This window comes from Flavobacterium sp. ST-158, assembly GCF_058309975.1.
Genome location: NZ_JBZEEN010000015.1, coordinates 1 through 26,579 on the forward strand (window position 1 = coordinate 1; position 26,579 = coordinate 26,579).

Consider the following 26,579-nt stretch of genomic DNA (forward strand, 5'->3'; position numbering starts at 1 on the left):
AATCTGCTTTTTCATAAAACTATTTTATATATTTGTTTGAAACAAAAACGGAAGTTTTTTCACAGACTGACGTTACCTGCAAGTGAAAAACGACAAACAACCAAGAAATGAGTAAACTTATATTGACATTAACACTTTCATTGTTCGCACTCTTTGTTTTCGGACAAGTAAGTGATTCAACGAAAAAGGAGAATCAAATAATAACAGCAAAATCTGACACTTTAGACATTTCTCTAAGCCTGACAGACTTAGATAGAGTTGAAAAACTCCTTATTAAAAAAGAACCGAGTTGGTTTACGACTTACGGGACTTTAGCTGTAGCGTTGTTAGCATTATTTGGAGCAGTGTTGACAGCAATTTTAAATAACAGAAGAAGTAGAATTAATACCGAGCAACAAATAAATGCAGCAGCAGAAAATATTAACCGACAGTTGACAGCATCTAACACGAATTTGACAGCTCAATTTCAAGCAGCCGGTAACCTAGAGAAAGAAAAGAAAAATTTGGAATTAGCATTCAAACTCAAAACGGAACTAAAAGAAAATGTAGCTAAATTCATTCAAAAAGCTACTGTTTTAAATGGCAAACTAACGACCATCATCTATTCAGATTTAGAAGAAGGCAGAAGAACAGAAGCAATTGAAGAATATTCCAAGACTTTCACTCTGCGACAAGAACTGAAAGATATTTATTATTCGATTAAGGTTACTTTGGACGGTTCCGACAAACAAAGACAACTTGAAAGAGTGCTTGACTCATATATGAATACAGTTGACTTTAATTTCGACATTAACAACGCTCCACAACACGAAAACTATGAACAACCAATAGGTCAATTATACCACAAAATAAAGAGCATTGTTCACGACAATTACCAAGAACCAGTATGACAATGACAGAAACACCAGCAGGTAACAGCAGTTTGGCAAAATGGCGGGTTCAGTGCTAAATTCAACAGCAGTTCTTCGATTTAACTTTTTTGCAAAACTGAACATTTGTGCTTCGATTTCCGCCACTTCGCCAAGCTGCAAAACGTTGGTAATAAATTAAATACTTAATCGTAAGTTCAATAACTAAATACAACAAATGATAAATTATATTTTAAAATCTGATAATGGAATTGACTTGATAAATAAAGTAGATCAATTTTATAATTCAGCTTGGGAAAAACTAGTAATTGTTGGAACAGTATCTTTTGCAGTAATCGGCATCCTTGTTCCATTCGTTATTCAATGGTATCAAAAAAAGACTTTAAAAACTAGCGAAGAACTTCTGAAAAAAGAAATTCAAAATCAATTACTAACATTGAAAGCGGAATTACTTGAAGACATTAGCAATAAATTGGACGAAAAATTAATCACTTTCGAGAAAAAGGTCGAAGTACTTAACGCTTCAACTACAGCAAAAACATTTCACCTTCAAGGGAATTCACAAATTGCAGAAGAACGTTATGCTGGAGGTCTTAGTGATTTTTCGATAGCAGCAACAAGATATTTAGTATGTGAAGAATACTCAAATCTCCAAGTGGTTTTAAGTGCAATTTTAGAAAATTGCTTGCCAAAATTAAGTCAAGAAGAAATTAATGACTTAAAAATTAGCCATAATTGTGATTTAGAATTGATTCTTAATGACTTAACCGAAAAAGATGAAAAAGGTTCTTTTAGACAATTAATTAGAGATATTAAACTAGCAATAAGTAAACTACCGAAATCAAAAGTTAAGGCGTAAACAATAAACTCCCACTGGTGCTCGTTTACAACGAGTGCTTACTTACAATAAAAGGCAAATCGTAGCATTTGCAATGCGGTAAATTAAAAACATTACATGCGGAGATGCTTCCTTCGTCAGCAGGACAACTTTGCGGTTAAATCTTATTTTTTACTAACATTTTCCGGAAAATACCACCGTATTAGTACTTGAAAGTTGCTTTGAAAAGGACAAACGAAGTATATTTACATCAATAAAAAACCGGAAAAGCATGCACATCAAAACACTAATACTGATTATCATTAATAGTTTAATCGCATTGGTCATTGGATTATTGTCTTTTTCGTCCTACCAACAGTTTTCTAGTGTTTTGAACGATCGTATTTTGTTGCAATTGAATTCGATTAAAACCCTCAAGCAAAACCAGATTGAACATGTTTTAAAATCCGAATGGGAACGCTTTGAAACTTCGGATGGACAAAACCAAAGTAGGGACACTTCACTCCTCCAACTTCCGGACAGCATCAAAAACGGCCAGGGAATTTATGATTTGACAGCTTACCATAAAGCCAAAAAAACAACCATTGCTTTTATCTCTAATTCGAAAAAAGGGCAGCAAATTAAAATTTTAGATTACAACAAAATCAAAAAAATACTTTTGGAACGCACCGGTATGGGCGACAGTGGCGAATCCTATCTGGTGGGCGAAGATTTTAAAATGCGTTCGCAATCCCGTTTTTTCCCCAATAAAATTCCTTATACGATAACGGTTAAAACGAAAGGGGTAACCAATGCTTTTAAAAGTTTTGATGGCAGAGGGGTTTTTAAAGATTACCGGGGCATTGATGTGTATAGTGTGTACAGTCTCATAAAAGTACATAATTTAAAATTGGTTATTCTCTCTGAAATGGATGTGGATGAAGTTACCGTTCCACTACAGGAATTAAAAGAAAGACTGATAGGCCTGACAATTGCCATATTTTTACTGGCGGTGATGCTTTCGCTTTTTTTGACACGAATTATTACCAACCCGATTAAGAACATGCAAAAAAGCCTCCGAATTATGGCTGAAGGCGATTACAATCAAACCAATGAATTTATAAAAAACTCCAGTGAAATCAAGGAAATGTTTGATGCCTTGGCCAATTTGAAAGCTTCTTTGCAGGGTGCCGTAAAATTCTCGGATGATATTGGTAAAATGAATTTAAACACCGATTTTAAACCTAAAAGTTCGAATGATTTGCTGGGAAAAAGTCTTTTAACGATGAGGGATAAACTCATTGAATTTAGAAATAAAGAAGAAAACAGCCGAATACAATCCAAACGAATGCTGGTAAACGGATTGGAAAACGAAAGACGCCGTCTGGCGAGAGAACTCCATGATGGTGTAGGTCCGTATTTAACTTCTTTGAAACATTACATTGAAAACAGAGTCGAAAACGAAGTCAAAAAATCAGAAATGAAAAAAATAGTGGATGAAACCATTTCTGAAATCCGATTAATGTCGAATGCCCTAATGCCGGCTTCCATAGATGATTTTGGAATTGGCGTTACATTGACTAACTTTATCGAAAACCTGAAAAAATCGACAACAGTTGCTATCGAATATGAAGATTTAACCAAATACGAAAATTCGAATATTACGAACCAACAGGCGATTAATCTTTTTAGAATTTGCCAGGAATTAATCAATAATTCGTTAAAACATTCGAAAGCAAAAAATATCCGAATTACACTTTCAGAATTTGATGATTTTATTTCTCTTTTTTATTTTGATGATGGCATTGGATTTGACATCAATACGGTTAAATTAGGCTCTGGAATTACTAATATCAAAGAACGTGTAGAAATTTGTAATGGTACCATTACCATCGATGCTACTCCCGGAAACAGCAGTTTTGAAATTGAATTACCCATAGAATTATGACAGCAATCAAACTAATAATAGCCGATGATCATGAACTTTTTCGAAACGGACTTGCTGAGCTCCTAAGAAAACATGACGACATCCAAATCGTAAAAAGTGTTGGAGATGGTTTGGAGTTTATAGGACTCATAAACAGTCCGTTTGATGCCGATATAGTATTATTGGATATTACGATGCCAACTATGGATGGTTTTGAAGTTTTAAAAGAATTAAAAAACTTAAATTCCAACATAAAACCTATTGTGATCTCGATGCATGATGATGGGAATTACATTGCCAAATGTGCCAAAATGGGCGCTTACGGCTACTTACTAAAAAACACTGACGAATCAGAATTAATATTCGCCATAAGAAGCGTTGCTAAAGGCAAAAAATATTTCAGTGCCGAAATTTCAGAAAAAATGATCAACTTTATGTCGGAACAAAGTATCAGCGAGAATATTTTATCCAACAAAGAAAATGAAGTTTTAGGATTAATCGCCAAAGGATTAACCACTAAAGAAATTGCAGCTAAACTCTTTGTGAGTTCCCGAACCATAGAAACTCATCGTGCCAATATTTTGAAAAAACTGGAAGTAAAAAATACAGCTGAACTCATTAAAAAAGCAGCCAAAATGAATTTAATATAACTTCCCTAAAAACAACAATATCCGTATTTATACGGATGCAAATTGAGTAAATTCACATAATCCTAAAAGCCTGTTACTGAATGTAAATTTGTATAAAACATTAAAAAAGTAATAGTCATGAAAAAAATAGCATTAATTTTAGGATTCTTAGTAATAACTTTCAACGCAATGGCACAAGATAAAAATAATGTAAAGCAGAGTGACTTAAAAGGACCTGCTTATAAAAATTTTAAATCTTGGATGCACAAAGCAGTACCAACTAAAATTTATTCAGAAAGCAATAAAGTTTCCCTTCAGGGACCGGCTTACAAAAATCAAAAAGCTGCAAGCAACACTCCAAAAGAAAACTTGGTTTTAGTACAAACTACAGGTTCTGAAAGACAACAATTAACTGGTCCAGCTTACAAAAACCATGGTCCTTGGAATAAGACTTCAAAACAAGAAATGGTTGCTTTGGAAACAGTTGGTGATGAAAAATAAACGTTAACTGAATCAGTATAAAAAATGAAAGAGGCTGTTCGAAAATTACTTTTCGAACAGCTTTTTTTTATCTCAAACTACTCTTTGTACAAATTAAATAGTTGCTCTTTATCTTTTACAGTAATATCACTGTGCTTTTCTTTTCCATTACTATCTAAATAAACAAATTGATAGGTGCTGTTTTTGGTTACTTTAAACTTTAGAAACTTATTTAAATCGTCTATAGGCGAAGGAGAAAACCCAAAATCCAATTCTTTTCCGTCTTTTTCAATAGCTATTTTCTCTGACACACGTTTTAAATCTTTATCCGACTGATACAGTTGTAAGCTAATCCATACTTCATCGGGTTTTAAATTCTCTAAGACTTTCTCTTTTTCATACAAATCAATGTATCTTTTAGTAACATTTTCGGCATGAATAGCTGTAGACAATGTATCCCACTCTAATCTGAAATAAGTTTCTTTTGGTTTATAAGAAGAAGCATAAATCCAGTGTCTTGGATTGGATATATCAGCTCTTCCAGCATCAGCTAAAAACCAAGATTTATTCAAATCCTCCGGATAATATTCGGTAAAATACCATTGACCATCCACCCACACTTCTACCCAGCTGTGATTTCCTTTCATATTGGTCCACATAGGAGTACCCGCCATTCGGGCAGGAATTCCAACCGACCTGAAAGCATCCACCAATAAAAAAGAAAGTCCGGTACAGGTCGCCATTTTTTCCTTTATAGATTGAAACGGACTAATATTTACAATACTGCGATTTACATTATAATCAACTGATAAAACATTTCGAATGTTAGTGGCAACAGCTTTAATTGCTTCCCTAACGTTTTTACTGTCTTTAACTAGTGGCGAAAACTTTAAATAAAAATCATTTCTCCAGTTATCCCTATTTTCGTCAAAACAATAATAAGGTAACACTTCATTAAAAAAAATAGAATCTGGTAATTTAGCACACCATGAAAATTCCTTTTTAACCTTATAAGCGCCATCAATCTGATCTTTTATGTAAGGAATGGACAAGGATTTCAAATCACGTTCGGGCATATAAGCAATAAGAAAAGAAGCTGCTTCGTAATGCTTTTTGGGCACGGTGTTTAAAAAATATTGTAAGGAGTCTTTTCTATCTCCAGATTTCTCTAAAGCAGTATGCAATAAAGCTTCGTATTTAGGTAAAAAAACGTGATTTTTAATTTGGCTGAACGCCAAAAAAGGAATAATTGTAAAGACGAGAACGAGGCAACTAATTTTTTTCATGTGTGTAAAAAAGTATTTAGATATAAAAAAAGCTACTTAATTTAAATATTTTTTATACCTGATTATAGAATTTACGGGCTATTGTTAGCTTTAAAAAGGAACTTTGAAAACTAAAATTAGCAAAAAACAATACAATTATTCAAGAGAAACTTAAAAAGATGCTACATTTAACAAACACCAATCTCTTATTTAAGTAGTGATAGCGATGTAGTATAATCAAGCTGTCTTAGGAAATTAGTAATTATTCACCGCTTAATTTTTTTTACTAAAAAAATCAATATTCTTTAAGATGAAATCTGTAAATAATATCCCTTTTATAAAATTAGGCTTTCCTCAAAAACACATAAGTTATTTTGAAAAATTAAGAATAAATTCATCCGAAAAAACTCAGTATAATCCTTGACTCATTTGATTTTATCACCATTTAAGTGCTAAAATCTAAATTCTATTTTCTGAAATCTATTCTTTTTAAAGCTTTTTGGCTTCTTCCCAAAAAACATCCATCTCTGCCAAAGTCATATCAGAGAGTGATTTTCCTAATTCTCCAGCTTTGCTTTCCAGATATTGAAAACGTTTAATGAATTTTTTATTGGTTCGTTCTAAGGCATCTTCCGGATTAACCTTTAAAAAACGGGCATAATTAATCATGGAAAACAAAACATCACCAAATTCGGCTTCTATTTTATCCGGATTCCCTGATTTTACCTCAACTTGCAGTTCTTCTAATTCTTCCTGCACTTTGTCCCAAACCTGATGCGGTTCTTCCCAATCAAAACCTACTCCTTTTACCTTATCCTGAATTCTGCTGGCTTTTACCAATGCCGGTAAACTTCTGGGAACTCCTTCCAAAACCGATTTTTTCCCTTCTTTGAGCTTAAGTTTTTCCCAGTTTTGCTTGACTTCTTCTTCATCTTTTACAACGGTATCACTATAAATATGCGGATGACGGTGAATGAGTTTTTCACAAATTTCATTACACACATCCGCAATATCAAAATCGTTGGTTTCACTGCCTATTTTAGCATAAAAAACAATATGCAATAACAAATCGCCTAATTCCTTTTTGACTTCGTTTAAATCATTATCTAAAATGGCATCGCCTAGTTCATAGGTTTCTTCGATAGTTAAATGCCTTAGAGTTTGCAGGGTTTGTTTTTTATCCCAGGGACATTTTTCACGCAAATCGTCCATGATGTCTAATAATCTTTCAAAAGCCTGTAGTTGAATTTGTCTTGCGTTCATTGGATTTAGTTTGGTGTAAAAATAAGAAATCCTGTGTTCTAAGCCGTTTAGAACACAGGATTTTTATACTATTAAAAAAGAATTATTCCGTTACTTTTTTAGCTTTTTTTGGTTTTTCTACTGGAGCTGCCTCTGCAACTGCTGCTTCTACTACCTCTTCTACCGGAGTCTCCTCAACAACTAATCCTTTAGCCTGCAAGGTGTTGTACCAGTTTAAAATTTTCTTGATATCTGAAGCATAAACTCTTTCTTCATCATAAGTTGGCAACACTTCTTTGAAATAAGCTGCTAAAGTTGCAGGATCTTCTTTATGAGAAATAGCTGGTCCGTTATTTTCTTTTTCAGCGATACTGCTCATTACTTCTTTCAATGGTTTTTCACCTTCATAAGTGTACACTGAAATTTCAGATAACAAACTCACATTACTTTTTAAGTTTACCGTAATTTTTTTGCCATCTGCTAATGATTCTGCTACAAAACCAGTACGTGTTTGTACTTTTAAAACATATAAACCTGGTTTTCCTGAAATCGCTAATACTTTATCTAAATTCATGCTTTTTTAATTATTATTAAGAATTCAATTTATTTTCTGTTGCTATTACTGGTCAAAAACAATACCAAAATTAGGATTTTTATCTTCCTTTTTTTCCAAAGAAACGCATTCTGTAATCTTGGAAGGTTTTTCCCTCCATGATGTTTTTCAGCTTTCCTTTGATTAATCGTTTTTTAAGAGATGATATTTTATCGGTAAACAACACACCTTCAATATGATCGTATTCGTGCTGGATGACTCTTGCAATCAATCCGTCAAAAACTTCTGTTTTCATGACAAAATCTTCTTCGCAATATTCGATAGTAATTTTTTCTTTGCGATACACATCTTCACGAACATCAGGAATACTCAAACAACCTTCATTAAAAGCCCAATCATTTCCTTCTTCTTTAATGATTTTTGCGTTAATAAATGTACGTTTGAATCCTTTTAATTGTTTTTGTTGATCTACGTGCAAATCTTCGTCATCGCTAAAAGGAGTTGCGTCTATTACAAATAAACGTATTGCAATCCCTACTTGTGGCGCTGCCAGTCCTACTCCAGATGCGTTATACATTGTTTCGTACATATCGGCGATTGTTTCTTTCAAATTAGGATATTCAGCTGATATTTCTGCACCTACTTTTCTCAAAACCGGATCACCATATCCTACAATTGGTAAAATCATTGTTGTTGTATTAAATATTACTAACCTTTATCAAGGCTTAAATTCCTAAATTTAGGATTGCCAAAAATAGTAAATTTTAAACAATGCTTAAAGTGAATGCTAATAAATAGTATTTTAAAATTTAATCTAAAAAACAATTTCATTTATCTCATTGATAAATCGTACAATTCATACCTTTGCTTATAATCTATAATTTATGATTTCCAAAATTCAGAAATTTATATCGAGTACTGATTTTACTAATGCCCTAAAAGTGACTATTGCCGCTGTATCTCCGGTATTATTATTTTCTTACCTTGACAATTTTCAAATAGGATTTACCATTGCTCTAGGTGCTTTTTTTACCTTTCCAAGTGACATTCCCAGTAATTTAAAACATAAAATCAATGGTTTACTCGTTACCTCTTTTATCATTGCCGGTGTTAACCTGATCATCAATCTATGCTATCCATTGCCTTGGTTGTTTTATCCGGTACTCTTATTATTAGTTTTTTGTGTATCCATGATTTTAGTCTACGGACAAAGAGCTACGATGGTTTCTTTTTCGGCATTATTAGCCCTTTCGCTGGCTTTTGCACACTTGAACACCGGCTTGGAAATACTACGTTACTCAGGATTATTGCTAATTGGAGGTCTTTTTTATACTTTCATATCAATTATTTTCTTCCACATAAAACCCAATCGTTATGTGGAATTACAAATGGGTGAATGCATCCGCCTTACCGCAAAATACTTAAAATTAAGAGGTGATTTATGGGAATTGAATTCCAATAGAAAAGCCATTACTAAAAAACAATTGCATTTTCAGGTAGAATTGAATGTTTTGCACGAAAACATTAGAGAAATACTGATTACCAACCGAACCAAATCAGGTTCATCTGGACAAAACAGAAAAATGCTGTTGAGTTTTATTTCATTAGTAGAAATTCTCGAACTTGCCATGGCTACCTCTTTTGATCATAATAAATTGCATCAAAAATTTGACAGCTATCCTAAGGCTTTAGAAACTTATCAAAACTTAGCATACAATCTTGCAAAAAGCTTGAAAATGCTTTCCAAATGTATTGAAGACGGCAAAGCTTATGAATCCAAACACAATTTGATTGATGATTTGCATCAATTTGAATTAACCATTAGTGATTACAAAAAAAACATCAAAACCGAATCTTCTTCTGAAGAAGTTTTAATGTTGATCACTATGTTGCATTATGCTGAAAAACAGGTCGAAAAAATCATCACTTTAGAGCGTGCCTATACAGACAATATAAGCCCTAAAGACCTAAAGGGAAGAGACAAAGACATTGAAAAATTCATTAAACCGCAGTACTATCCGTTGAGTACTTTTGTTGAGAATTTAAGTTTTTCATCTACTGTTTTCAGACACTCACTCCGACTTACCATTACTATTCTATTAGGATATATGATTGGAAAAATCCTTCCTTTAGAAAATGTTTATTGGATTATCCTGACCATTGTTGTTATTATGAAACAAGGTTTTGGACTTACTAATGAACGAACTTACCATAGAATTTTTGGAACATTAGTAGGTGGAGTAATTGCGTTTGGAATCCTTTCAATAGTTCATGATTCTTATATTATCAGCACCATTGCTATTGTTGCTATGCTTCTAGGTTTTTCATTCAACCCTACTAATTATAAAATTGGAGCCACTTTTATTACCATTTATGTCATTCTTATTTATGGAATTCTAGCTCCTGATAACGGCAACGTAATTGAATATCGCATTTTAGATACTATTGTGGGAGCAAGCTTGTGCCTACTTGCTAATTACTTTTTATGGCCTTCATGGGAATTTTTAAACCTTCCTGTTTATATAGAAAATGCTATTGAAGCCAACCGAAATTATTTAAAGGAAATCTCTACTTTATACAATAAAAAAGGAGAAGTGCCTACCGAATACCGCTTAGCCAGAAAACAAGCCTTTATTGAAATAGGGAATTTAATGGCTTCTTTCCAAAGAATGTTACAGGAACCTAAATCTAAACAAAACAAGCTCCCACAAGTGTACAAACTTACAGTTTTAAATCATTCCTTATTATCTTCGATAGCCTCATTAGGTACTTATATTCAATCACACAAGACAACTGAAGCCTCCCAAGCCTTCAATGTGGTAGTAGATAAGGTAATTGAAAATTTAGAATTTGCGATGAAAATATTAGAAAATAAAGACTCTGATTCAAATTCATTTGCATCTAACGAAGATTTAGATCAAAGACTTACCGAATTAAAAAATATTAGAGCCAAAGAGCTCAAACAAATAAAACTGATTGATGAGGAAGCATATCAAATCAAGATGCAGGAAGCACAACTTGTAATTGAACAACTCATCTGGATGACTAACTTGTCCGAAAATATTTCAAAAACAACTCAGTTGTTAATGGCTGAAAAAAAGAATCCCAACACTAATTTTTAATGTTGGGATCCTTTGTTATTATAGCAATAAAGAACTTATTGCAATTTTAAAACCTCAGCAGTATTACTTCTAATTTCTTTTAGCAACTCTGGATTTTCGTTTAATTTTTGTCCGTAAGAAGGAATCATTTCTTTAAACTTAGCCTGCCATTCTGGTGTTTTCATTTGGTCTTTATAACATCTGCTAATTACATCAATCATAATAGAAACTGCAGTTGAAGCACCTGGAGAAGCACCTAATAAAACGGATAAAGTTCCATCAGCAGAAGTGATTACTTCAGTACCAAATTCTAACTTCCCTCCTTCTTTTTCATCTTTTTTAATCACCTGTACCCTTTGTCCTGCACGTTCTATTACCCAATCCTTAGATTTTGCACCTGGTACATACTCTCTTAAAGCTTTAATTCTATCTGCTGGAGATTGACGAACTTGCTCAATAAGGTATTTAGTCAAAGGAATATTTTTAATACCTGCCATAACCATTGGCACAATATTGTCTAATTGAATTGATTTTGGTAAATCAGAATATTTACCGTTTTTCAAGAAACGAGTAGAGAATCCTGCAAAAGGTCCAAACAATAATTGTTTCTCGCCATTAATCATTCTGGAATCAATATGTGGAACAGACATCGGTGGAGCACCTACGCTTGCTTTACCATAAACTTTAGATTCGTGTTGCGCAATTACATCTGGGTTAGTACATCTTAACCATTGTCCACTTACCGGGAAACCTCCAAATCCTTTTCCTTCCGGAATATCGGCTTTTTCTAATAATGGTAATGAACCTCCTCCTGCTCCAATGAATACAAATTTAGGATAAGCTTTTCTTGTTGAATCATCACTTAAATTCTTAATTTTTATTCTCCAAGATTTATCTTCACGTTGTCTTAACTTTTTAACTTCATGGTGAAAATACATGTTTACTCCATCCATTTTAGTTAAATAAGCAAACATATTTCGAGTTAATTCACCAAAATTCACATCGGTACCAATAGCCATAGAAGTTCCGGCTACTTTCTCAGACTCTTTTCTGCCTTCCATTACTAATGGCATCCATTTTTTCAATTCAGAAAAATCAGTACTGAATTGCATGTCTGCAAAAAGAGGATTCGCTTGTAAAGCTTTGTAACGCTTTGTTAGATAGTCTACATTTTTATCTCCCCATACAAAACTGATGTGTGGAATTCTTTTGATAAAATTTTCAGGAGCAGATACTTTTCCTTGTTGCACTAAATAAGCCCAAAATTGACGAGATACTTCAAAAGATTCAGCAATGCTGATGGCTTTTTTAGGATCAATGCTTCCATCATTTCCTTCTGGCGTGTAATTCAATTCACAAAAAGCAGAGTGCCCTGTTCCTGCATTATTCCATGCATCAGAACTTTCGGCTGCAGCACTATCTAATCTTTCGTAAATATCAATAGTTAAATCAGGTTGTAATTCTTTTAGAATTAGGCCTAAAGTGGCACTCATAATTCCAGCTCCAATAAGAACTACATCACAATGTGAACGTATGGTTGTATCAGACATAATATTTTTTTTATTCGGCGCAAAGATACTCTAATATTCTTGTAATTAAAAGAGTGATTCTGATAGAAAAAGTTACATTTATCACTAAGATTAACCGTTTTAACAAAGAATTATTAAAACATTTTACGAGACAGATAGTCCTGTAACATGATTGTTGCCGAAATTTCGTCAATCAAGGCTTTGTTTTGACGTTGTTTTTTATTCAAACCGCTATCAATCATGGTTTGAAATGCCATTTTAGAAGTAAAACGTTCGTCAACGCGAACCACTTTCATATCAGGAAAGTGATTGGTAAAATGTGTGACAAAGCCTTTTATAATTGATGCACTTTGAGAAGGTTCACCGTTCATTTGTTTGGGCTCACCAATAAGAACCAGCTCCACTTTTTCTTTGGCAAAATAATCTTTCAAAAAATCGATGGCTGTAGCACTCGGAATCGTAGTGAGTCCCGAAGCGATAATTTGCATTTCGTCCGTAACTGCTATTCCTGTACGCTTTTGACCGTAATCAATACAAAGTATTCTTGCCATTTTATATTTTTTTTCAAAGATATAGAAATAAATTCTCAAAATAATAGCCTAAAAAAACGAAGCACTAAGAAAAATTTCACTTTTAGCATTTGGCTAAAAAGTCTATATTTGCCAAAAATTAATAGAATTATGAGTGCATTACAAACAATTATAGAACAAGCTTGGGAAAACAGAGCTTTGTTGCAAGAAGAAACAACAACTAACGCAATTAGAGAAGTTATTGAATTATTAGATTCTGGAAAACTACGTGTTGCGGAACCAAAAGGTGACGGATGGCAAGTAAACGAATGGGTAAAGAAAGCGGTAGTAATGTATTTCCCTATTCAAAAAATGGAGACTTGGGAAGCAGGAATTTTTGAATACCATGACAAAATGGAATTGAAAAAAGACTATGCTGAAAAAGGAGTTCGTGTAGTTCCTGGAGCTTCGGCTCGTTATGGTTCATTTATTTCTAGTGGTGTTATCATGATGCCAAGTTATGTAAACATTGGTGCATATGTAGATGCTGGAACAATGGTGGATACTTGGGCAACTGTAGGTAGCTGTGCTCAAATTGGTAAAGACGTTCACTTAAGTGGTGGTGTTGGTATTGGTGGTGTTTTAGAGCCATTACAAGCTGCTCCAGTTATTATTGAAGATGGTGCTTTTATCGGTTCTCGTTGTATTGTGGTAGAAGGAGTTCACGTAGGTAAAGAAGCTGTTTTAGGAGCTAACGTATGTTTGACTGCTTCAACTAAAATTATTGATATTACTGGTGATGAGCCAGTGGAAATGAAAGGTTTTGTTCCTGCTCGTTCAGTAGTTATCCCTGGAAGTTATACTAAAAAATTCGCTGCTGGAGAATACCAAGTTCCTTGTGCTTTAATCATTGGAACTCGTAAGCCTTCTACAGATTTGAAAACATCTCTAAACAATGCGTTGAGAGAGTATGATGTAGCGGTTTAATATCTTATAAATATTTAGATTTTATTTTTTTGCCAATAGTTTTAAGTTAACAAGCTAAGGAAAGAATACTAAAAAACAATCCATGAAGGAAACAATACCGAACATTCAAATTGATGCAGTAATTCCATGGGTTAATGGTAACGACAAAAAGTGGCAAGAAAAAATAAATCAACATTTAACTGATAAAATAGATTTTAACAAAAAGAAAGAGAGCGTTCGATTTAACTCTATAGGTGAAATTAATATCTGTATTAAGTCTATTATAAAATATGCTCCTTTTTTTAAAAATATATATCTAGTTACTGATGAACAAATACCTGATGCTTTTGAGTCTTTAAAAGCATTAGGTAAATCATCTGGAGTAAATTTAGAAATAATTGACCATAAAGTAATATTCCGTGGTCATGAAGAATTTTTACCCTGTTTTAACTCTACATCAATTATCTCTCTTATACACAGAATACCTAATCTTTCTGAACATTATGTGCTTTTTAATGATGACTTTTTCATCATGAAAAAAGCCTCCATTGAAGACTTTTTTATTGATGGTCTACCTGTTTTAAGAGGTCAATGGGAGGAGTATTATGAAAACTTAAAAATAAAAAAATTATACTACCAATACTTTAGTTCCGAAAAAGATAAAAAAAGATGGGAAAAAGGTACTTTGAGAAAATCTATGCAAATTGGTGCTAAATTAGCAAATGATGGTAATAAAAAGTTTTTAAAACGATTTCATACTCCTGTCTCTATGAGAAAATCGATATTGATAGATTTTTTTGAAAACAATAAAGAAACCCTAAAAAACAATATCTCTTACAAATTCAGAGACAACAACAAGCAATTTATTACAGAAACTCTTGCAAATCACTTAGAAATAAAAAACAATACATTTCACTATAAAAAAAATACAAAACTAACTTATTTCAGATCTTACAAATTCTTCTTTCTCGTTAAACTAAAACTATTTTGGTACAATACAAGTAAAAATAAAACGTTTATGACGTTTCAAAGCCTAGAAATGGCTGACAATAAAGTGCTATTATACATTTTAAATTGGTTAAACAAGCAACTAAAATAATAAACACCCATCTGTATAAAAACTATTATTTTTTAACCATTAATAATATTATTTTAATCCTAGTAAAGCATCTACTGTCTTAAAAAGAGATTAAATAATTTTCAAAAAATACATCTTAAAGTATAATCGCACTAAAAATAGATACCTAACAGGAATAAATATGAAGATTTTAGTAATTCAACAAAAAATGATTGGCGATGTACTTATTGGTTCTATCATTTGTAACAACCTAAAAAAAGCATATCCAAATGCTCAAATTGATTATCTTGTATATTCATTTACGGTAGCTGCTATTATCAATAATCCTAACATTAGTAATATCATTACCTTTAGAGATGATCAAAAAAAAAATAAAATCTATTTTTTACAAATTATTCAACAAATTAGAAAAGAAAAATATGATATTGTAATAGATGCCTATGGGAAATTAGATAGTTGTCTAATTACATATTTTTCTGGAGCTCCTCAAAGAATTGGTTATAGTGAAAAAGATAAATTTTTTGCTTACAATAAAAAAGTAGAACATTCTACTAAAAAAAAGACCTATAAAGGACTAGCAATTGAGCGTCGATTAAATTTATTTTCTTTTTTAATGAAAAAAGTAAAAATCGATCCGTATCCGCATATTTTCCTTACTGAGAAAGAAATATCTGAAGGCGCTTTATTTTTTAAAAAGCAAAGTATAGATATCGAGAACTCAAAAATTATTCTGATTAGCATTTTTGGCAGTAAAAAGAACAAAACCTATCCTATACCTTATTTAGTTCGGTTAATTAATAAAATTGCTAAAAACTGTAATGATTGTGTTATTTTATTAAATTACCTACCCGATCAAAAAACTGAAGTTGAAAAAATTATCGCTAAGTGTAGCATTGAAGCAAAAAAAAGAATCAAACCAGAAATTTTTGGCAAAGATCTGCGTTCACTTATCAAAATTATATATCATTGCCACATTCTAATAGGAAATGATGGAGGAGCTATTAATATTGCTAAAGCTTTAAAAAAGCCTACATTTACCTTTTTCTCTCCTTGGATAGATAAAGATAGCTGGAGCATATTTGAAGACAACATTTTTCATAAAGCAGTACATTTAAAAGACTTTGAACCTGAAATTTTTGAAAAATATTCATTCAAAGAACTTAAAAAAGAATACCAAAAATTCTATCAAAAACTAAAACCAGAACTATTTCAGGACGAAATGATCCGTTTCATTAATCAGCACATAAAAAAATAATATGTATAAATTTCTTATTTATATTTCCTATCCATATAGCATTCCAATAGGGATGCCTTTACAAAAAGAAATAGAAAAACAAGAACATCAAGTATACTGGTTTTCTGACTTAGAAGAGACAAAACGATATTTTAAAAAAGATAATCCTATACTAAATACAGTAAAGGAAGTTATGGATTTTAATCCCGATATTGTACTAACAGCAACAGATGTTGTTCCTGACTTTTTCCCTGGAATTAAAGTCCAAATTTTTCATGGTTTTCTCTCTAATAAACGAGAAGAAATGAAAGCACATTTTAGAATAAGAGGTTTTTTTGATTTGTATTTAACCCAAGGTCCATCAACTACTTCTGTATTTAAGGGACTTTCTCAAAAACTTGGTTTTTTTGAAGTTATTGAAACCGGATGGTCTAAAGTCGATCCTTTATTTCCTATTGAGAATAGGAAACAAAACAACAAACCTGTTATCATGATTTCTTCAACATTTACAACTCGATTGAGTTTAGCATTAAATGATGATGTTTTTAATGAAATTAAAAGAATGGTTCAAATTGGAAAATATCAATTTATTTGTGTGCTTCATCCAAAATTAAATCAAGATATTAAAAATAAATTTGAAGCATTAAACGGTGAAAATTTTCAATATTATGACACTACCGATTTAGTTCCTTTATTCAAACAAGCGGATATTATGCTTTCAGATACTACATCAGCAATTGTTGAATTTTTATTGCAAAAAAAGCCTGTAGTAACTTTTAGAACTAATAAAAAAATGCCTCACCTTATCGATACAATCGATGCAATTAATCTGGAAGAAAACATCGAATATGCATTAAGCTATCCTAAAGAACTATTAGAGAAAATAGAAAAATACATTCAAATTACACATCCTTATTTTGATGGTAAATCAAGTAATCGAATTGTGAATGCAACAATCGATTTTTTTAATAAAGATCGTTCCTATTTAAAGAAAAAACCTTTTAATTTTCTACGAAAATGGAAAATTAGAAAACATTTAAAATCCTATTATTTTCAAAAATATTTTTAAAAAAAAACGGCCCGTAATTATAATTATTGGCCGTTTTCATTATTACTTCCAGAATTTAAGTCTCTTTTTTAATCTTTTCTTTCTATTAAATTCTTCTTGAAAATGATTGGTGAGTTTCCACATCAAATCAAAAATTTCACTTTCACTTTTCTCAAAATACAATTTAGCATATTCATTACTCATAACCTTAATCATTTCTTTTTGAGGTGTCAATCGGCTAAAATTACGCATTCTTTGCTCGAAACTCATGCTTTCATGAAAATTCATCCGATTCAAATCAACTAAGAAAAAATCATATGTATTCTCAGTATTCCGAATGATTAATGTATTTCCCGGTGAATGATCTAAAAACTCAATTCCTTTTTGGTGTAAATTAAAAGTAAATTGAGTAAACTGCCTTAGAATATTATCATAATCTAAGTAATCAGGATTATTTATTAATTCTCTAAAAGTTAAATCACATTCTAGATGCTCACTCACATAATAACTGTCTTTTAAACCAATATAATCATAGTTTTCGCAGTAAGCAATAGGTTTTGGGGTACCAATTCCTTTTTCTAATAACACGATGGCATATTCAAATGATCGTCTTGCTTTGGATTTTCTAAAATAGTGATAAGCTATTTTGTTTATAAAATGTGGGATTTTAAACGATTTTATATTTATTGTTTTATCCTCAAACTTAAATAACCTTATTTTATTTCTTTTCCCATTTCCAAAAAGAATTCCTTGGGAATCAAAATTATTTATTACATCCTTAATAGATTTTCTGTTATTTTCATAAAGAGGATTTATTTCAAAATTCATCAGTCGTTTTATTAATTAACCATTACGGCTTACTAATTAACAAAAATACACATACCATTTTGAACTTCAAATTATAATTATGTTTTCATTAACAAAATGACAAAATTTAATCTCTCGTTTTTTAAACTTTATTGTATTTGAAATTCATAATCAGCTTTATAAATACTAATTGCTGTTTCACCAACTATTGCTAATATAAAAAACAAACTTTCCTAAAAATAAAAAAGCAGCTAAATATCAAACAATTAAATTAACATCCGAGGATTATTATCACTTGATAATTAACTAAATAATAAAACTAGAATACTGTATATAAAATAAATTATTTTATGGAATTTTTCTTAATTTCGCCACACAACTCAATCTTAATTATTTGCTTAGAGATGCATCAGAAAATCACAAAAAACATATCATTTTTTTTGTGATTAATTAAAAAAGTACAATTGAACATTATAAAAAGCAACTTTTTAATTTCAAATCCATCTTCAATAAAAAGCTTTAATAAACGTAAAAGAAAACCAATAATTTATAATAATATATTCGAATAAATGTTTGAAATTGCCGCAATAATTATCAATTTTAATTCTACTAATTTAACTAAAGAATGTGTTGCAAGCATTTTAGACAAAACAGATTCATCAATCAATTTTCAGATTATAATTGTAGATAACTGCTCTGAAAAAGAAGATTATATTGCTCTAAAACATTTTTGTGATAATCATCATTTTAAAAATTTAAAACTAATAAGAAGCGATATAAACACAGGATTTGGTGCTGGAAACATGATTGGTTTTCATGCTGCTAATGCAAAATATATTGCTTTTGTAAATAATGATACCTTATTTTTAAATGATAACTTTTCTATTTTAAAAGAAGCTATCGAGAAAGATGAAAGTATTGGAATAGTAGGCGGACAATCTTTTACTAAAAATGGAAATCAAATGATTGCTTTTAATCACTTTTCTTCCGTTACAAAAGAACTTTTGGGTAGAGATTTTTTAGAAAAAATTAATCCAAAAAAATATCCAAAAAGGAAATTAAAATATACAACTCCTTTAAAAGTAAATTTCGTCCAGGGAAGCTTTATGTTCATGCGTACAATAGATTTTAATAATGTTGGAGGGTTTGACACCAATATTTTTCTATATTATGAAGAAACAGATTTAGCCATACGCTTGTTAAAAAATGGAAAATTTAATTATTTAATACCAGACGCCAAATACATTCATTACCACGGAGCGAGCACTCCCAAAGGAATTTTAATCAAAACGGAACTTAAAATATCATTATTATATATTATTAGAAAGCATCATGGTTATTTTAGTTTTTTGTTTTTATTAAATTTTTTTCGAATTAATTATTTCTTCAAAACTTTGGTTAAACCGCAATATTGGTATTTATTTAAGGTTTTATTAGTTGGAGCCCCAATATCTAAATCTTTAAAAACCAAACAACAAATAAAAACACTATATGGGAATATCTAGAACCATTAAATCTTTTTTCAAAAAAAGAAATATAATTAAAAATCAAACCGATCATTCTATTCCTAATTATCAAAATTACAACCCTTCTAATAAAACAATCGTCTTTATAAGTAATAGCATACCCACTTTCGATAAAGATTCTGGTTCAAACAGACTTAAAGAAATTATTTTATCGGCAAAAGAACTAAATTACAATTGTATTATCTGCACGAAAAATGCTTATCGAACAAACAAATATGTCAATTATTTTAGTGACTTGGGAATCATTGTGTTTGTAGAAACAAATCAATATAAAAATTATTTTTCTTTTTTAAAATCAATTCCAAAAGTAGATTATGTTTGGCATTATGGACCAGATTCTTTAAAAAACAACTTAAAAAAAACATTAAAAATATTACCTGATTCAAAATGTATTTTTGATATGGTAGATATTCATTTTTTACGCTATAAACGTAGTATCGAATTAGATTCTAAACGTATTTCTCTAAGAAAAAAATATTATAAATATTATAAAATAGAAACACAATTAGCACAAAAAACAGACATTATAGTGGCTATATCTGAAAAAGAGAAACTGTTTATGTCACAATATTTACCAACTAAAAAAATTATTGTGGTCTCAAATATTCATTATCACAAAATAAATCTGAAAAACATTCCACTTTTTGAGCAACGTAATGATTTACTCTTTATTGGTTCAACCCATGAACCAAATATAGACGCTATTTATTATTTACACGACAAAATTATGCCTTTGGTATGGAAACAAATGCCTCAGTTAAAAGTTACTGTTGTTGGAAATATAAAAAATCATATCAAAACTAAGTTAGACTTAAGATTTAAGCTAACTGGTTATATAGAAAACATTGAACCTTATTTTTTAAATACTAAATTTATGGTTGCCCCATTACGAATAGGCGCTGGAGTAAAAGGTAAAATAGGACAAGCATTTGAATATTACCTACCTGTAATTACCACTTCTATAGGAGCCGAAGGAATGTTTTTAGAAAATAACAAACATGCTTATATTGCAGATACTGCTGAAGAATTTGCTAATCAAATTATGTCTCTTTATTTAGATAATACTATTTGGACAAAATTCTCAAATAATTCTACTGAAAGTTTACTCCCGTTTTCCAAAGAAAATTTAAAATCTGTATTAAAAGAAATATAAAAAAAATGGAAAATATCATTATAAACTATCATGCTACTTTTTCTAAAACTTCTGGTATATCTGAAGCTGCAAGAGCTAATTTTTCAGCTTTAAGAAAGCGTTTTTCTGCACTCAATCAAATTAATTATATTGAAAATGATAATGAGTTAATTAGAGAATATATTTTTTTACCAGAAGATAAGCATTGCAAGATAATAAACATCTATCATATCAATATTAATGATATCTCTTGTTTTTTACTAAATAATACAATTACTCAATCGCCTAGTACATATAACATTGCTTATTGGGCTTGGGAATTTAATAAGCTGCCGGAAGACTATGTTGATTTGATTTCTCTTTTTGATGAAATATGGGTTCCCAGCAGCTTTTGTCAAAATATTTTTGCTTCCTACTCTTTCAAACCGGTTATTAAAATACCACATTTGATTGAAGCCGTTAAAATTGAAGAAAACAATCCAAAAGTAGAATTAAAAATAAAAGATAAATTTGTTTTCTTATCCATATTTGATGCATTAAGTACACCAGAAAGAAAGAACACTGACGGTCTTATTGATTGTTTTTTAGAAAGCTTTTCTAGCAATCCTAATGTTATTTTAGTTTTAAAAACATTCAACTTAGAAAAAAACAAACTATTACATAAACGACTTATTGAAAAAACGAAAAAGCACAATTCCATCATTCTCATTAACGAAAATTATACTAAAAAAGAATTAATTCAACTTATTGATTCTTGTCACTGCTATGTTTCTTTACATCGTGCAGAAGGCTTTGGGTTAACTCTTGCCGAGGCAATGTTGAGAAAAAAAATAGTTATAGGAACTGCTTACTCTGGGAATCTAGAATTCATGAATAATCAAAATAGTTTTTTAATCCCTTATCAATTGAAGACTATGGAAAAAGATTCTGGTTTTATAAAAAAAGGTTATCAATATGCTGAACCAAATATGGAAAAGGCTAAAAGAGCTTTAAAATTTGTATGCGATAATTATAAAGAAATCGAAGACACAAAAGCCAATGGACTACAAACTATTAAGAATTACTTTAGTGAAAATTTTATAGGTAATTTAATGTCTTCCCGTCTTGACAAGATAAGTAATTATATTAGAGAAAACAATGATGTAATTTATAATAAAAACAACGAACTTATCATTCAAAACATAAAGCTTAGAAACAAAATTGATAAATACGAAAATCGAAAAAATATTTTTACACAAATTACAGATTTTTTCAAATAATGACATTTTACTTAGCTCCCTGTAAACCAAACTTTCCTATAGACTAACAAAACTAAATATTTTAATTTATACTTTTTTTTCAAATAATGACTTGTTAAACAAAGCTTTTTTCAATTATTTCTTCTACCTTTTCTATAGAAAAAGGATGTAAACTTTTTTTAGAATTCAAACTCAGTTTTTGCCATATTTCTTCATCTGTATATAGCTTAATAATAGAATTAGCCAATCCACTTGCATCATCTGCTACTAAAACATTTTCATTGTTTTTTAAAAACATCCCTTCAGATCCTATCGTTGTAGTTACTACAGGCAAATAATATTCAAAAGCCTGCCCTATTTTGCCTTTAACCCCTGCTCCAATTAACAAAGGAGCTATCATTAATTTTGATTCATTAAAAAAAGGTTCTACATCAGAAACAAATCCCTGAAAAACAATACGTTCGTCATCAATATCCTGAATCACTGTATTTACATTACCAATAACATTAACCTTAACATCTGGCAAAGCTTTCCATAAAATTGGCATTATCTCATTATATAAGTAATAAATTGCATCTACATTAGGATGATGTGTAGAACCAATAAATAAAATATTCTTTCTTTGAGAAAAATCTACTATCTCATCTTTTTGAATTTTAGTATAGTGAATATTAGATATCGTAATTAATTTATTTTCGTCACAAATTAACTTCATAAAATCTTTTTCATTATCAGATATTGTAATAACATAATCTGATTTTTTTGAAGCCTCTAGTTCAATTTTTTGATATTTTAAATAATTCTTATAATTACTTTTATCATCAGTATAAATTTCAGAAGCTCTCTTAAATCTTAAATGATGAATATCTACCATATCATAAATAAATTTAGCCTGAAAAAACAAAGATTTAACCTTACTAAAATAGCGCTCAAAAGTATTAGGTCCATAAATCCAAACGTAATTAGCCTGTGTACAATAATTTGATATAAAAGATAAATAATCTTCCTCTTCATATTGATAATACACCTGAATCCCCATATGTTGATATGCTTGAAGATATGAATTATTAATAGTGGTACTTTTGTAAATGAGAGTTACAGAATATTCTTTTTTAACAAAGATATTCATAATCTCTTTTAATCTGTTTGACCCTGAATCTTTATCAAATTCAGGAAAACAATCATTAAAAAAAACAATTGACTTATTATCATTTTTTTCTAAAATTCTATCATTTACTGTTTTAGCCTGAATATTATTTATTTGTTCTTCCCACTTTTTATAAAACTTTACTTTGTTATTATTAAAGAGAATTTCTTTTCTATTGTTACTCTTTTGATTTTTTTGGGATTTATCATTATAAGTAATACCGTTATAATGCATTACTTTCGAAAAAGGAGTATAATAAACACTTTTATTTTGTTTATATTGTAAATCAAAACACAAGTCCGTCTCTTCAAAATAGGCTGGAGCAAATTGTTCATCCAATAAATTTAGCTCACCATTGTCTTTGTTTTTCTTAAATAATAGACTACAGCCAGAACAATAATCAACTTTTCTAATATAATTTACTTCTGGATAAAAAGGTTTCCTATCTCTAACAATTTGATGTATTTTAAAATCTTTCATAAAGACAGAACCTGCCTCTTGCAATGATCCATTATAATTCAATAACATTGAACCTACTGCACCAACATTTTCAAAGTTTTCAAAAACATAGAAAAGTTCCTCTAAAAAATTCTCATAAACTTCAGTATCATTATTAAGTAAATAAATAAATTCTCCTTTGGATGCAAGGATACCTTTATTAACATTTTTTAAAAAACCAAGATTTATATCATTCTTTAAAATTTTCACCCCTGAAGCATTCTTAAAATCATATTTTTCCGAACTATTATCATCGATTAAAATTACTTCATAAGAATATTTACTTGTCAAATTTTTATGCAAATATTTTAGACAATTCCAAGTATAAATCTCTTGGTTATAAAAAGGTATTATTATAGAAACCTTTGGATTTTGAAAATTCTTAAATTGGAGAGGACTTCTATCTAAACTTACAAGTTGCCTATGTTCTATTAAATTTGTATTTTTTTTTCTAAAGAAATTCGAACGCAGTAGTTTTTTTAATTTCATTCTTTGTAATATTTATTTCCACTACTCTAGACTATAGTATTGTTTTTTTTATTTCCTAACTTACTCATTAAAGAAAACATCAAACACCATAGTTTATAAACAAGTGATAAAATAGTTAATAGATACTCATTGAATAAAAAAACAAAACTAATTAACACAAATTATTGTATTAATCATTTATACAGTTTGTATTTTATATATTCTCAGAGTCTAATCCATTAAAATTTTAAAACACCTCATTATTGTAGCCAAAAGAGAAGTTTTTATTTATTTTTGCAAAAGTAAATAACCATATCACTTTTAACAATACCCACTTTTAGTGATATTTTATTTTTCTTTAGATCTTTCTAGTAAAAACAACAATAATTTTCTACTACAACAGTTTCCTTTTTACTTCAAAAATCAACTATAGCATGCATTTCCTAATTCACCTCTAACGACTGTAAACAAACCAAATTGGCATAATTACCATTCATGTTTAACAACTCCTCATGAGTACCTTGTTCTACAATTCTACCTTTACTCATTACTACAATCAAATCGGCATTTTGAATCGTTGATAAACGGTGGGCAATCACGATTGAAGTTCTGTTTTCCATCATATTTTCCAATCCTACCTGTACTAATTTTTCAGATTCTGTATCCAATGCCGATGTCGCTTCATCTAAAATCATAATTGGAGGATTTTTCATCACCGCTCTAGCAATAGCCACACGCTGACGCTGACCTCCCGAAAGCATTCCTCCTCCATCTCCTACCGGACTATTATATTGCCCAGGAAATTCTGAAATAAAATTATGAGCATTAGCCACTTTTGCAGCGTTTACAATAGCTTCCATACTAGGACTATCTATACTTAACGAAATATTATTAGCAATAGTATCATTAAATAAAATAGAATCTTGAGCAACTATTCCCATTTGTTTTCTTAATGAATCTGCTGCAACATCTTTGATATTAATACCATCAAATGTGATACTCCCTTCAGTAACATCATACAGCCTTGTTACCAAATTAGCCAATGTAGACTTACCACTACCCGATTCACCTACTAATGCAATCCTTTTCCCTTTGGGTACAGTTAAATTAAAATTTTTCAAAACATATTCTGAATCGTATTTAAACGAAACATTTGTAAACTTAATTTCACTATTAAAACCAGTAAGCTCTATAGCATTAGGATTGTCTTTTAACGGATTGGTTGCGTCTAGAATAAAAGCAACTCTCTCATAAGCGGCATTTCCACCCATTAAAGCCTGATTAGCCTTAGTAATCGATTTTGCTGGTGTTAATATTTGATAAGCTAAACCCATATAAGCTATAAAGGCACTTCCACTCATCGAACCGTCAATTAAAACTAATGATCCTCCATAAACTAATAAAATAGAAATAACAAAAATTCCTAAAAACTCACTCATTGGTCCCGCAAGACTCATACGAACTCCTATTTTATTATTCAGATTATTAATATATTCTGTAGAATTTAAATAACGACGAATGAAGAAGTTCTCTGAAGTAAAGTTTTTAATTACCTTAATTCCCCCTAAAGTCTCTTCAATATCTGATAATAAATGACCTTCTAATGAGAAAATATCTCCCGATTGACTTTTAATAGACTTACTCATTCTTGATATCAAATACCCTGATACTGGAAGAAAAACAAACACAAAAACGGTCAGTTTCCAACTAATAAAAAACATAGACGCTAATGTAAATACAATTGTCAAAGGCTCACTTACCATCATTAAAATACTTAAAAAAGCACTTTTTATAGTATTAATATCCGAAGTCATTCTCGAAATCAAATCCCCTTTTCTTTCATTGGAGAAAAAAGAAACGGGTAAACTAATAACTTTTTGATACACATCATTTCGTAAATCTTTTAAAATTCCATTATTCAAATAAGTCATGTAAACTATTGAAATGAAATTAAACAAGTTTTTTAATAAAAAGGTAGTCAATACAAATACTACCATCCATATAAGAGTATTTAAAGCACCTTTAGTCTCAGTATTATGAGTAATAAAATAATTTAATGATTCTTCTAAATATCGTTTATCAATACTTTTTAATCCTTCATAAACTGGTTTAACATGTACTTTTTCACCATCTGAAAACAACACTTTCATTAATGGAAAAAGAGAAAGCATCGATATCGCAGAAAAAAGTGCGTATAAAACATTAAAAATAATACTGATTACTAAATTTTTCTTGTGAGGTACTAAATACTTTAAAAAGCGTTTGAAATTTTTCATTGAATGACTTTAGATTAAATTTAAATCTAATTATTTTATAGAAGTTGTTTTTTTTTTTTGCAAAGGTAAAATTAAAATCGCTTTAAAACTAACAAAGCAAATCGAATAAACTTACAAAACAATGAGCATCTAAAAATCAAAATATTATTCCATTTTTCTTAATTATTTTCACAATACTTTCCACAATCAAATTAATTTGATTTCATTAACACAAGCTATTAAAATCCATACCATTTCTAG

General features: G+C 30.2%; 22 protein-coding genes. 13 read left to right on the forward strand and 9 right to left on the reverse strand.

Annotation, left to right across the window (positions count from 1 at the left end):
* Nucleotides 1-107: 107 nt before the first annotated feature.
* The 5 genes from AC4FRF_RS16565 to AC4FRF_RS16585 all read left to right on the forward strand — a co-directional run bounded on the left by AC4FRF_RS16565 (nucleotide 108) and on the right by AC4FRF_RS16585 (nucleotide 4,743).
* Entirely contained in the window at nucleotides 108-890 is a 783-nt protein-coding gene (locus tag AC4FRF_RS16565; RefSeq protein ID WP_491161245.1) for a hypothetical protein, read from the forward strand.
* A gap of 196 nt (nucleotides 891-1,086) precedes the next feature.
* Nucleotides 1,087-1,728, forward strand: coding sequence for a hypothetical protein (locus AC4FRF_RS16570; RefSeq protein ID WP_491161247.1), 642 nt, complete (start codon nucleotides 1,087-1,089; stop codon nucleotides 1,726-1,728).
* A 250-nt stretch (nucleotides 1,729-1,978) separates the two neighbouring features.
* Nucleotides 1,979-3,634, forward strand: coding sequence for a sensor histidine kinase (locus AC4FRF_RS16575; protein ID WP_491161249.1), 1,656 nt, complete (start codon nucleotides 1,979-1,981; stop codon nucleotides 3,632-3,634).
* Nucleotides 3,631-4,263, forward strand: coding sequence for a response regulator (locus AC4FRF_RS16580; RefSeq protein ID WP_491161251.1), 633 nt, complete (start codon nucleotides 3,631-3,633; stop codon nucleotides 4,261-4,263). Before AC4FRF_RS16575 ends, AC4FRF_RS16580 begins: the two co-directional genes overlap by 4 nt.
* Nucleotides 4,264-4,380: 117 nt before the next feature.
* Nucleotides 4,381-4,743 (forward strand): hypothetical protein, encoded by a 363-nt coding sequence (locus tag AC4FRF_RS16585; protein ID WP_491161253.1) that lies wholly within the window; start codon nucleotides 4,381-4,383, stop codon nucleotides 4,741-4,743.
* A gap of 77 nt (nucleotides 4,744-4,820) precedes the next feature.
* On the opposite strand, the gene AC4FRF_RS16590 is transcribed toward AC4FRF_RS16585, so the two are convergent.
* The 4 genes from AC4FRF_RS16590 to def all read right to left on the reverse strand — a co-directional run bounded on the left by AC4FRF_RS16590 (nucleotide 4,821) and on the right by def (nucleotide 8,470).
* Nucleotides 4,821-6,008 (reverse strand): transglutaminase-like domain-containing protein, encoded by a 1,188-nt coding sequence (locus tag AC4FRF_RS16590; RefSeq protein WP_491161255.1) that lies wholly within the window; start codon nucleotides 6,006-6,008, stop codon nucleotides 4,821-4,823.
* A gap of 468 nt (nucleotides 6,009-6,476) precedes the next feature.
* Nucleotides 6,477-7,250 (reverse strand): nucleoside triphosphate pyrophosphohydrolase, encoded by a 774-nt coding sequence (mazG, locus tag AC4FRF_RS16595; RefSeq protein WP_439228174.1) that lies wholly within the window; start codon nucleotides 7,248-7,250, stop codon nucleotides 6,477-6,479.
* An 82-nt stretch (nucleotides 7,251-7,332) separates the two neighbouring features.
* Complete coding sequence (locus tag AC4FRF_RS16600; protein ID WP_491161257.1) at nucleotides 7,333-7,803, reverse strand: DUF5606 family protein; 471 nt, start codon at nucleotides 7,801-7,803, stop codon at nucleotides 7,333-7,335.
* Nucleotides 7,804-7,882: 79 nt separating this feature from the next.
* Nucleotides 7,883-8,470, reverse strand: coding sequence for a peptide deformylase (gene def / locus AC4FRF_RS16605; RefSeq protein ID WP_491161259.1), 588 nt, complete (start codon nucleotides 8,468-8,470; stop codon nucleotides 7,883-7,885).
* A 196-nt stretch (nucleotides 8,471-8,666) separates the two neighbouring features.
* Here def and AC4FRF_RS16610 point away from each other — a divergent pair, with 196 nt between their 5' ends.
* Nucleotides 8,667-10,904, forward strand: a complete 2,238-nt coding sequence (locus AC4FRF_RS16610; protein ID WP_491161261.1) for an FUSC family protein — start codon at nucleotides 8,667-8,669, stop codon at nucleotides 10,902-10,904.
* A 35-nt stretch (nucleotides 10,905-10,939) separates the two neighbouring features.
* On the opposite strand, the gene AC4FRF_RS16615 is transcribed toward AC4FRF_RS16610, so the two are convergent.
* Together AC4FRF_RS16615 and ruvX are read right to left on the reverse strand one after the other, a co-directional pair.
* Nucleotides 10,940-12,433 carry a malate:quinone oxidoreductase gene (locus AC4FRF_RS16615; protein WP_491161263.1) on the reverse strand — a complete coding sequence of 498 codons (1,494 nt, stop codon included), beginning with the start codon at nucleotides 12,431-12,433 and terminating at the stop codon, nucleotides 10,940-10,942.
* A gap of 113 nt (nucleotides 12,434-12,546) precedes the next feature.
* Nucleotides 12,547-12,963 (reverse strand): Holliday junction resolvase RuvX, encoded by a 417-nt coding sequence (ruvX, locus tag AC4FRF_RS16620; RefSeq protein WP_491161265.1) that lies wholly within the window; start codon nucleotides 12,961-12,963, stop codon nucleotides 12,547-12,549.
* 129 nt (nucleotides 12,964-13,092) lie between these two features.
* Here ruvX and AC4FRF_RS16625 point away from each other — a divergent pair, with 129 nt between their 5' ends.
* The 4 genes from AC4FRF_RS16625 to AC4FRF_RS16640 all read left to right on the forward strand — a co-directional run bounded on the left by AC4FRF_RS16625 (nucleotide 13,093) and on the right by AC4FRF_RS16640 (nucleotide 17,268).
* Nucleotides 13,093-13,908 carry a 2,3,4,5-tetrahydropyridine-2,6-dicarboxylate N-succinyltransferase gene (locus AC4FRF_RS16625; protein ID WP_491161267.1) on the forward strand — a complete coding sequence of 272 codons (816 nt, stop codon included), beginning with the start codon at nucleotides 13,093-13,095 and terminating at the stop codon, nucleotides 13,906-13,908.
* Nucleotides 13,909-13,990: 82 nt separating this feature from the next.
* Nucleotides 13,991-14,986: a Stealth CR1 domain-containing protein gene (locus AC4FRF_RS16630; RefSeq protein WP_491161269.1), complete on the forward strand. Its 996-nt coding sequence runs from the start codon at nucleotides 13,991-13,993 to the stop codon at nucleotides 14,984-14,986.
* 160 nt (nucleotides 14,987-15,146) lie between these two features.
* Nucleotides 15,147-16,220 (forward strand): glycosyltransferase family 9 protein, encoded by a 1,074-nt coding sequence (locus AC4FRF_RS16635; RefSeq protein ID WP_491161271.1) that lies wholly within the window; start codon nucleotides 15,147-15,149, stop codon nucleotides 16,218-16,220.
* Between the two features lies 1 nt (nucleotide 16,221).
* Nucleotides 16,222-17,268, forward strand: coding sequence for a UDP-N-acetylglucosamine 2-epimerase (locus AC4FRF_RS16640; protein WP_491161273.1), 1,047 nt, complete (start codon nucleotides 16,222-16,224; stop codon nucleotides 17,266-17,268).
* Nucleotides 17,269-17,310: 42 nt separating this feature from the next.
* On the opposite strand, the gene AC4FRF_RS16645 is transcribed toward AC4FRF_RS16640, so the two are convergent.
* Nucleotides 17,311-18,075, reverse strand: a complete 765-nt coding sequence (locus tag AC4FRF_RS16645) for a Kdo domain containing protein (RefSeq protein WP_491161275.1) — start codon at nucleotides 18,073-18,075, stop codon at nucleotides 17,311-17,313.
* A 548-nt stretch (nucleotides 18,076-18,623) separates the two neighbouring features.
* Between AC4FRF_RS16645 and AC4FRF_RS16650 the strand changes: the two genes are divergently transcribed.
* Genes AC4FRF_RS16650 through AC4FRF_RS16660 form a run of 3 tightly spaced genes read left to right on the forward strand, consistent with a single transcriptional unit; the run spans nucleotide 18,624 to nucleotide 21,971 of the window.
* Nucleotides 18,624-19,559 carry a glycosyltransferase family 2 protein gene (locus AC4FRF_RS16650; protein WP_491161277.1) on the forward strand — a complete coding sequence of 312 codons (936 nt, stop codon included), beginning with the start codon at nucleotides 18,624-18,626 and terminating at the stop codon, nucleotides 19,557-19,559.
* Nucleotides 19,546-20,733, forward strand: coding sequence for a glycosyltransferase family 4 protein (locus tag AC4FRF_RS16655; RefSeq protein ID WP_491161279.1), 1,188 nt, complete (start codon nucleotides 19,546-19,548; stop codon nucleotides 20,731-20,733). Before AC4FRF_RS16650 ends, AC4FRF_RS16655 begins: the two co-directional genes overlap by 14 nt.
* Before the next feature lie 5 nt (nucleotides 20,734-20,738).
* Nucleotides 20,739-21,971 carry a glycosyltransferase gene (locus AC4FRF_RS16660; protein WP_491161281.1) on the forward strand — a complete coding sequence of 411 codons (1,233 nt, stop codon included), beginning with the start codon at nucleotides 20,739-20,741 and terminating at the stop codon, nucleotides 21,969-21,971.
* A gap of 94 nt (nucleotides 21,972-22,065) precedes the next feature.
* Here AC4FRF_RS16660 and AC4FRF_RS16665 read toward each other — a convergent pair whose 3' ends face one another.
* Nucleotides 22,066-24,084: a glycosyltransferase gene (locus tag AC4FRF_RS16665; RefSeq protein WP_491161283.1), complete on the reverse strand. Its 2,019-nt coding sequence runs from the start codon at nucleotides 24,082-24,084 to the stop codon at nucleotides 22,066-22,068.
* Between the two features lie 422 nt (nucleotides 24,085-24,506).
* A complete protein-coding gene (locus tag AC4FRF_RS16670; RefSeq protein WP_491161285.1) occupies nucleotides 24,507-26,339 on the reverse strand; it encodes an ABC transporter ATP-binding protein in 1,833 nt (610 codons plus the stop codon).
* Nucleotides 26,340-26,579: the final 240 nt, after the last annotated feature.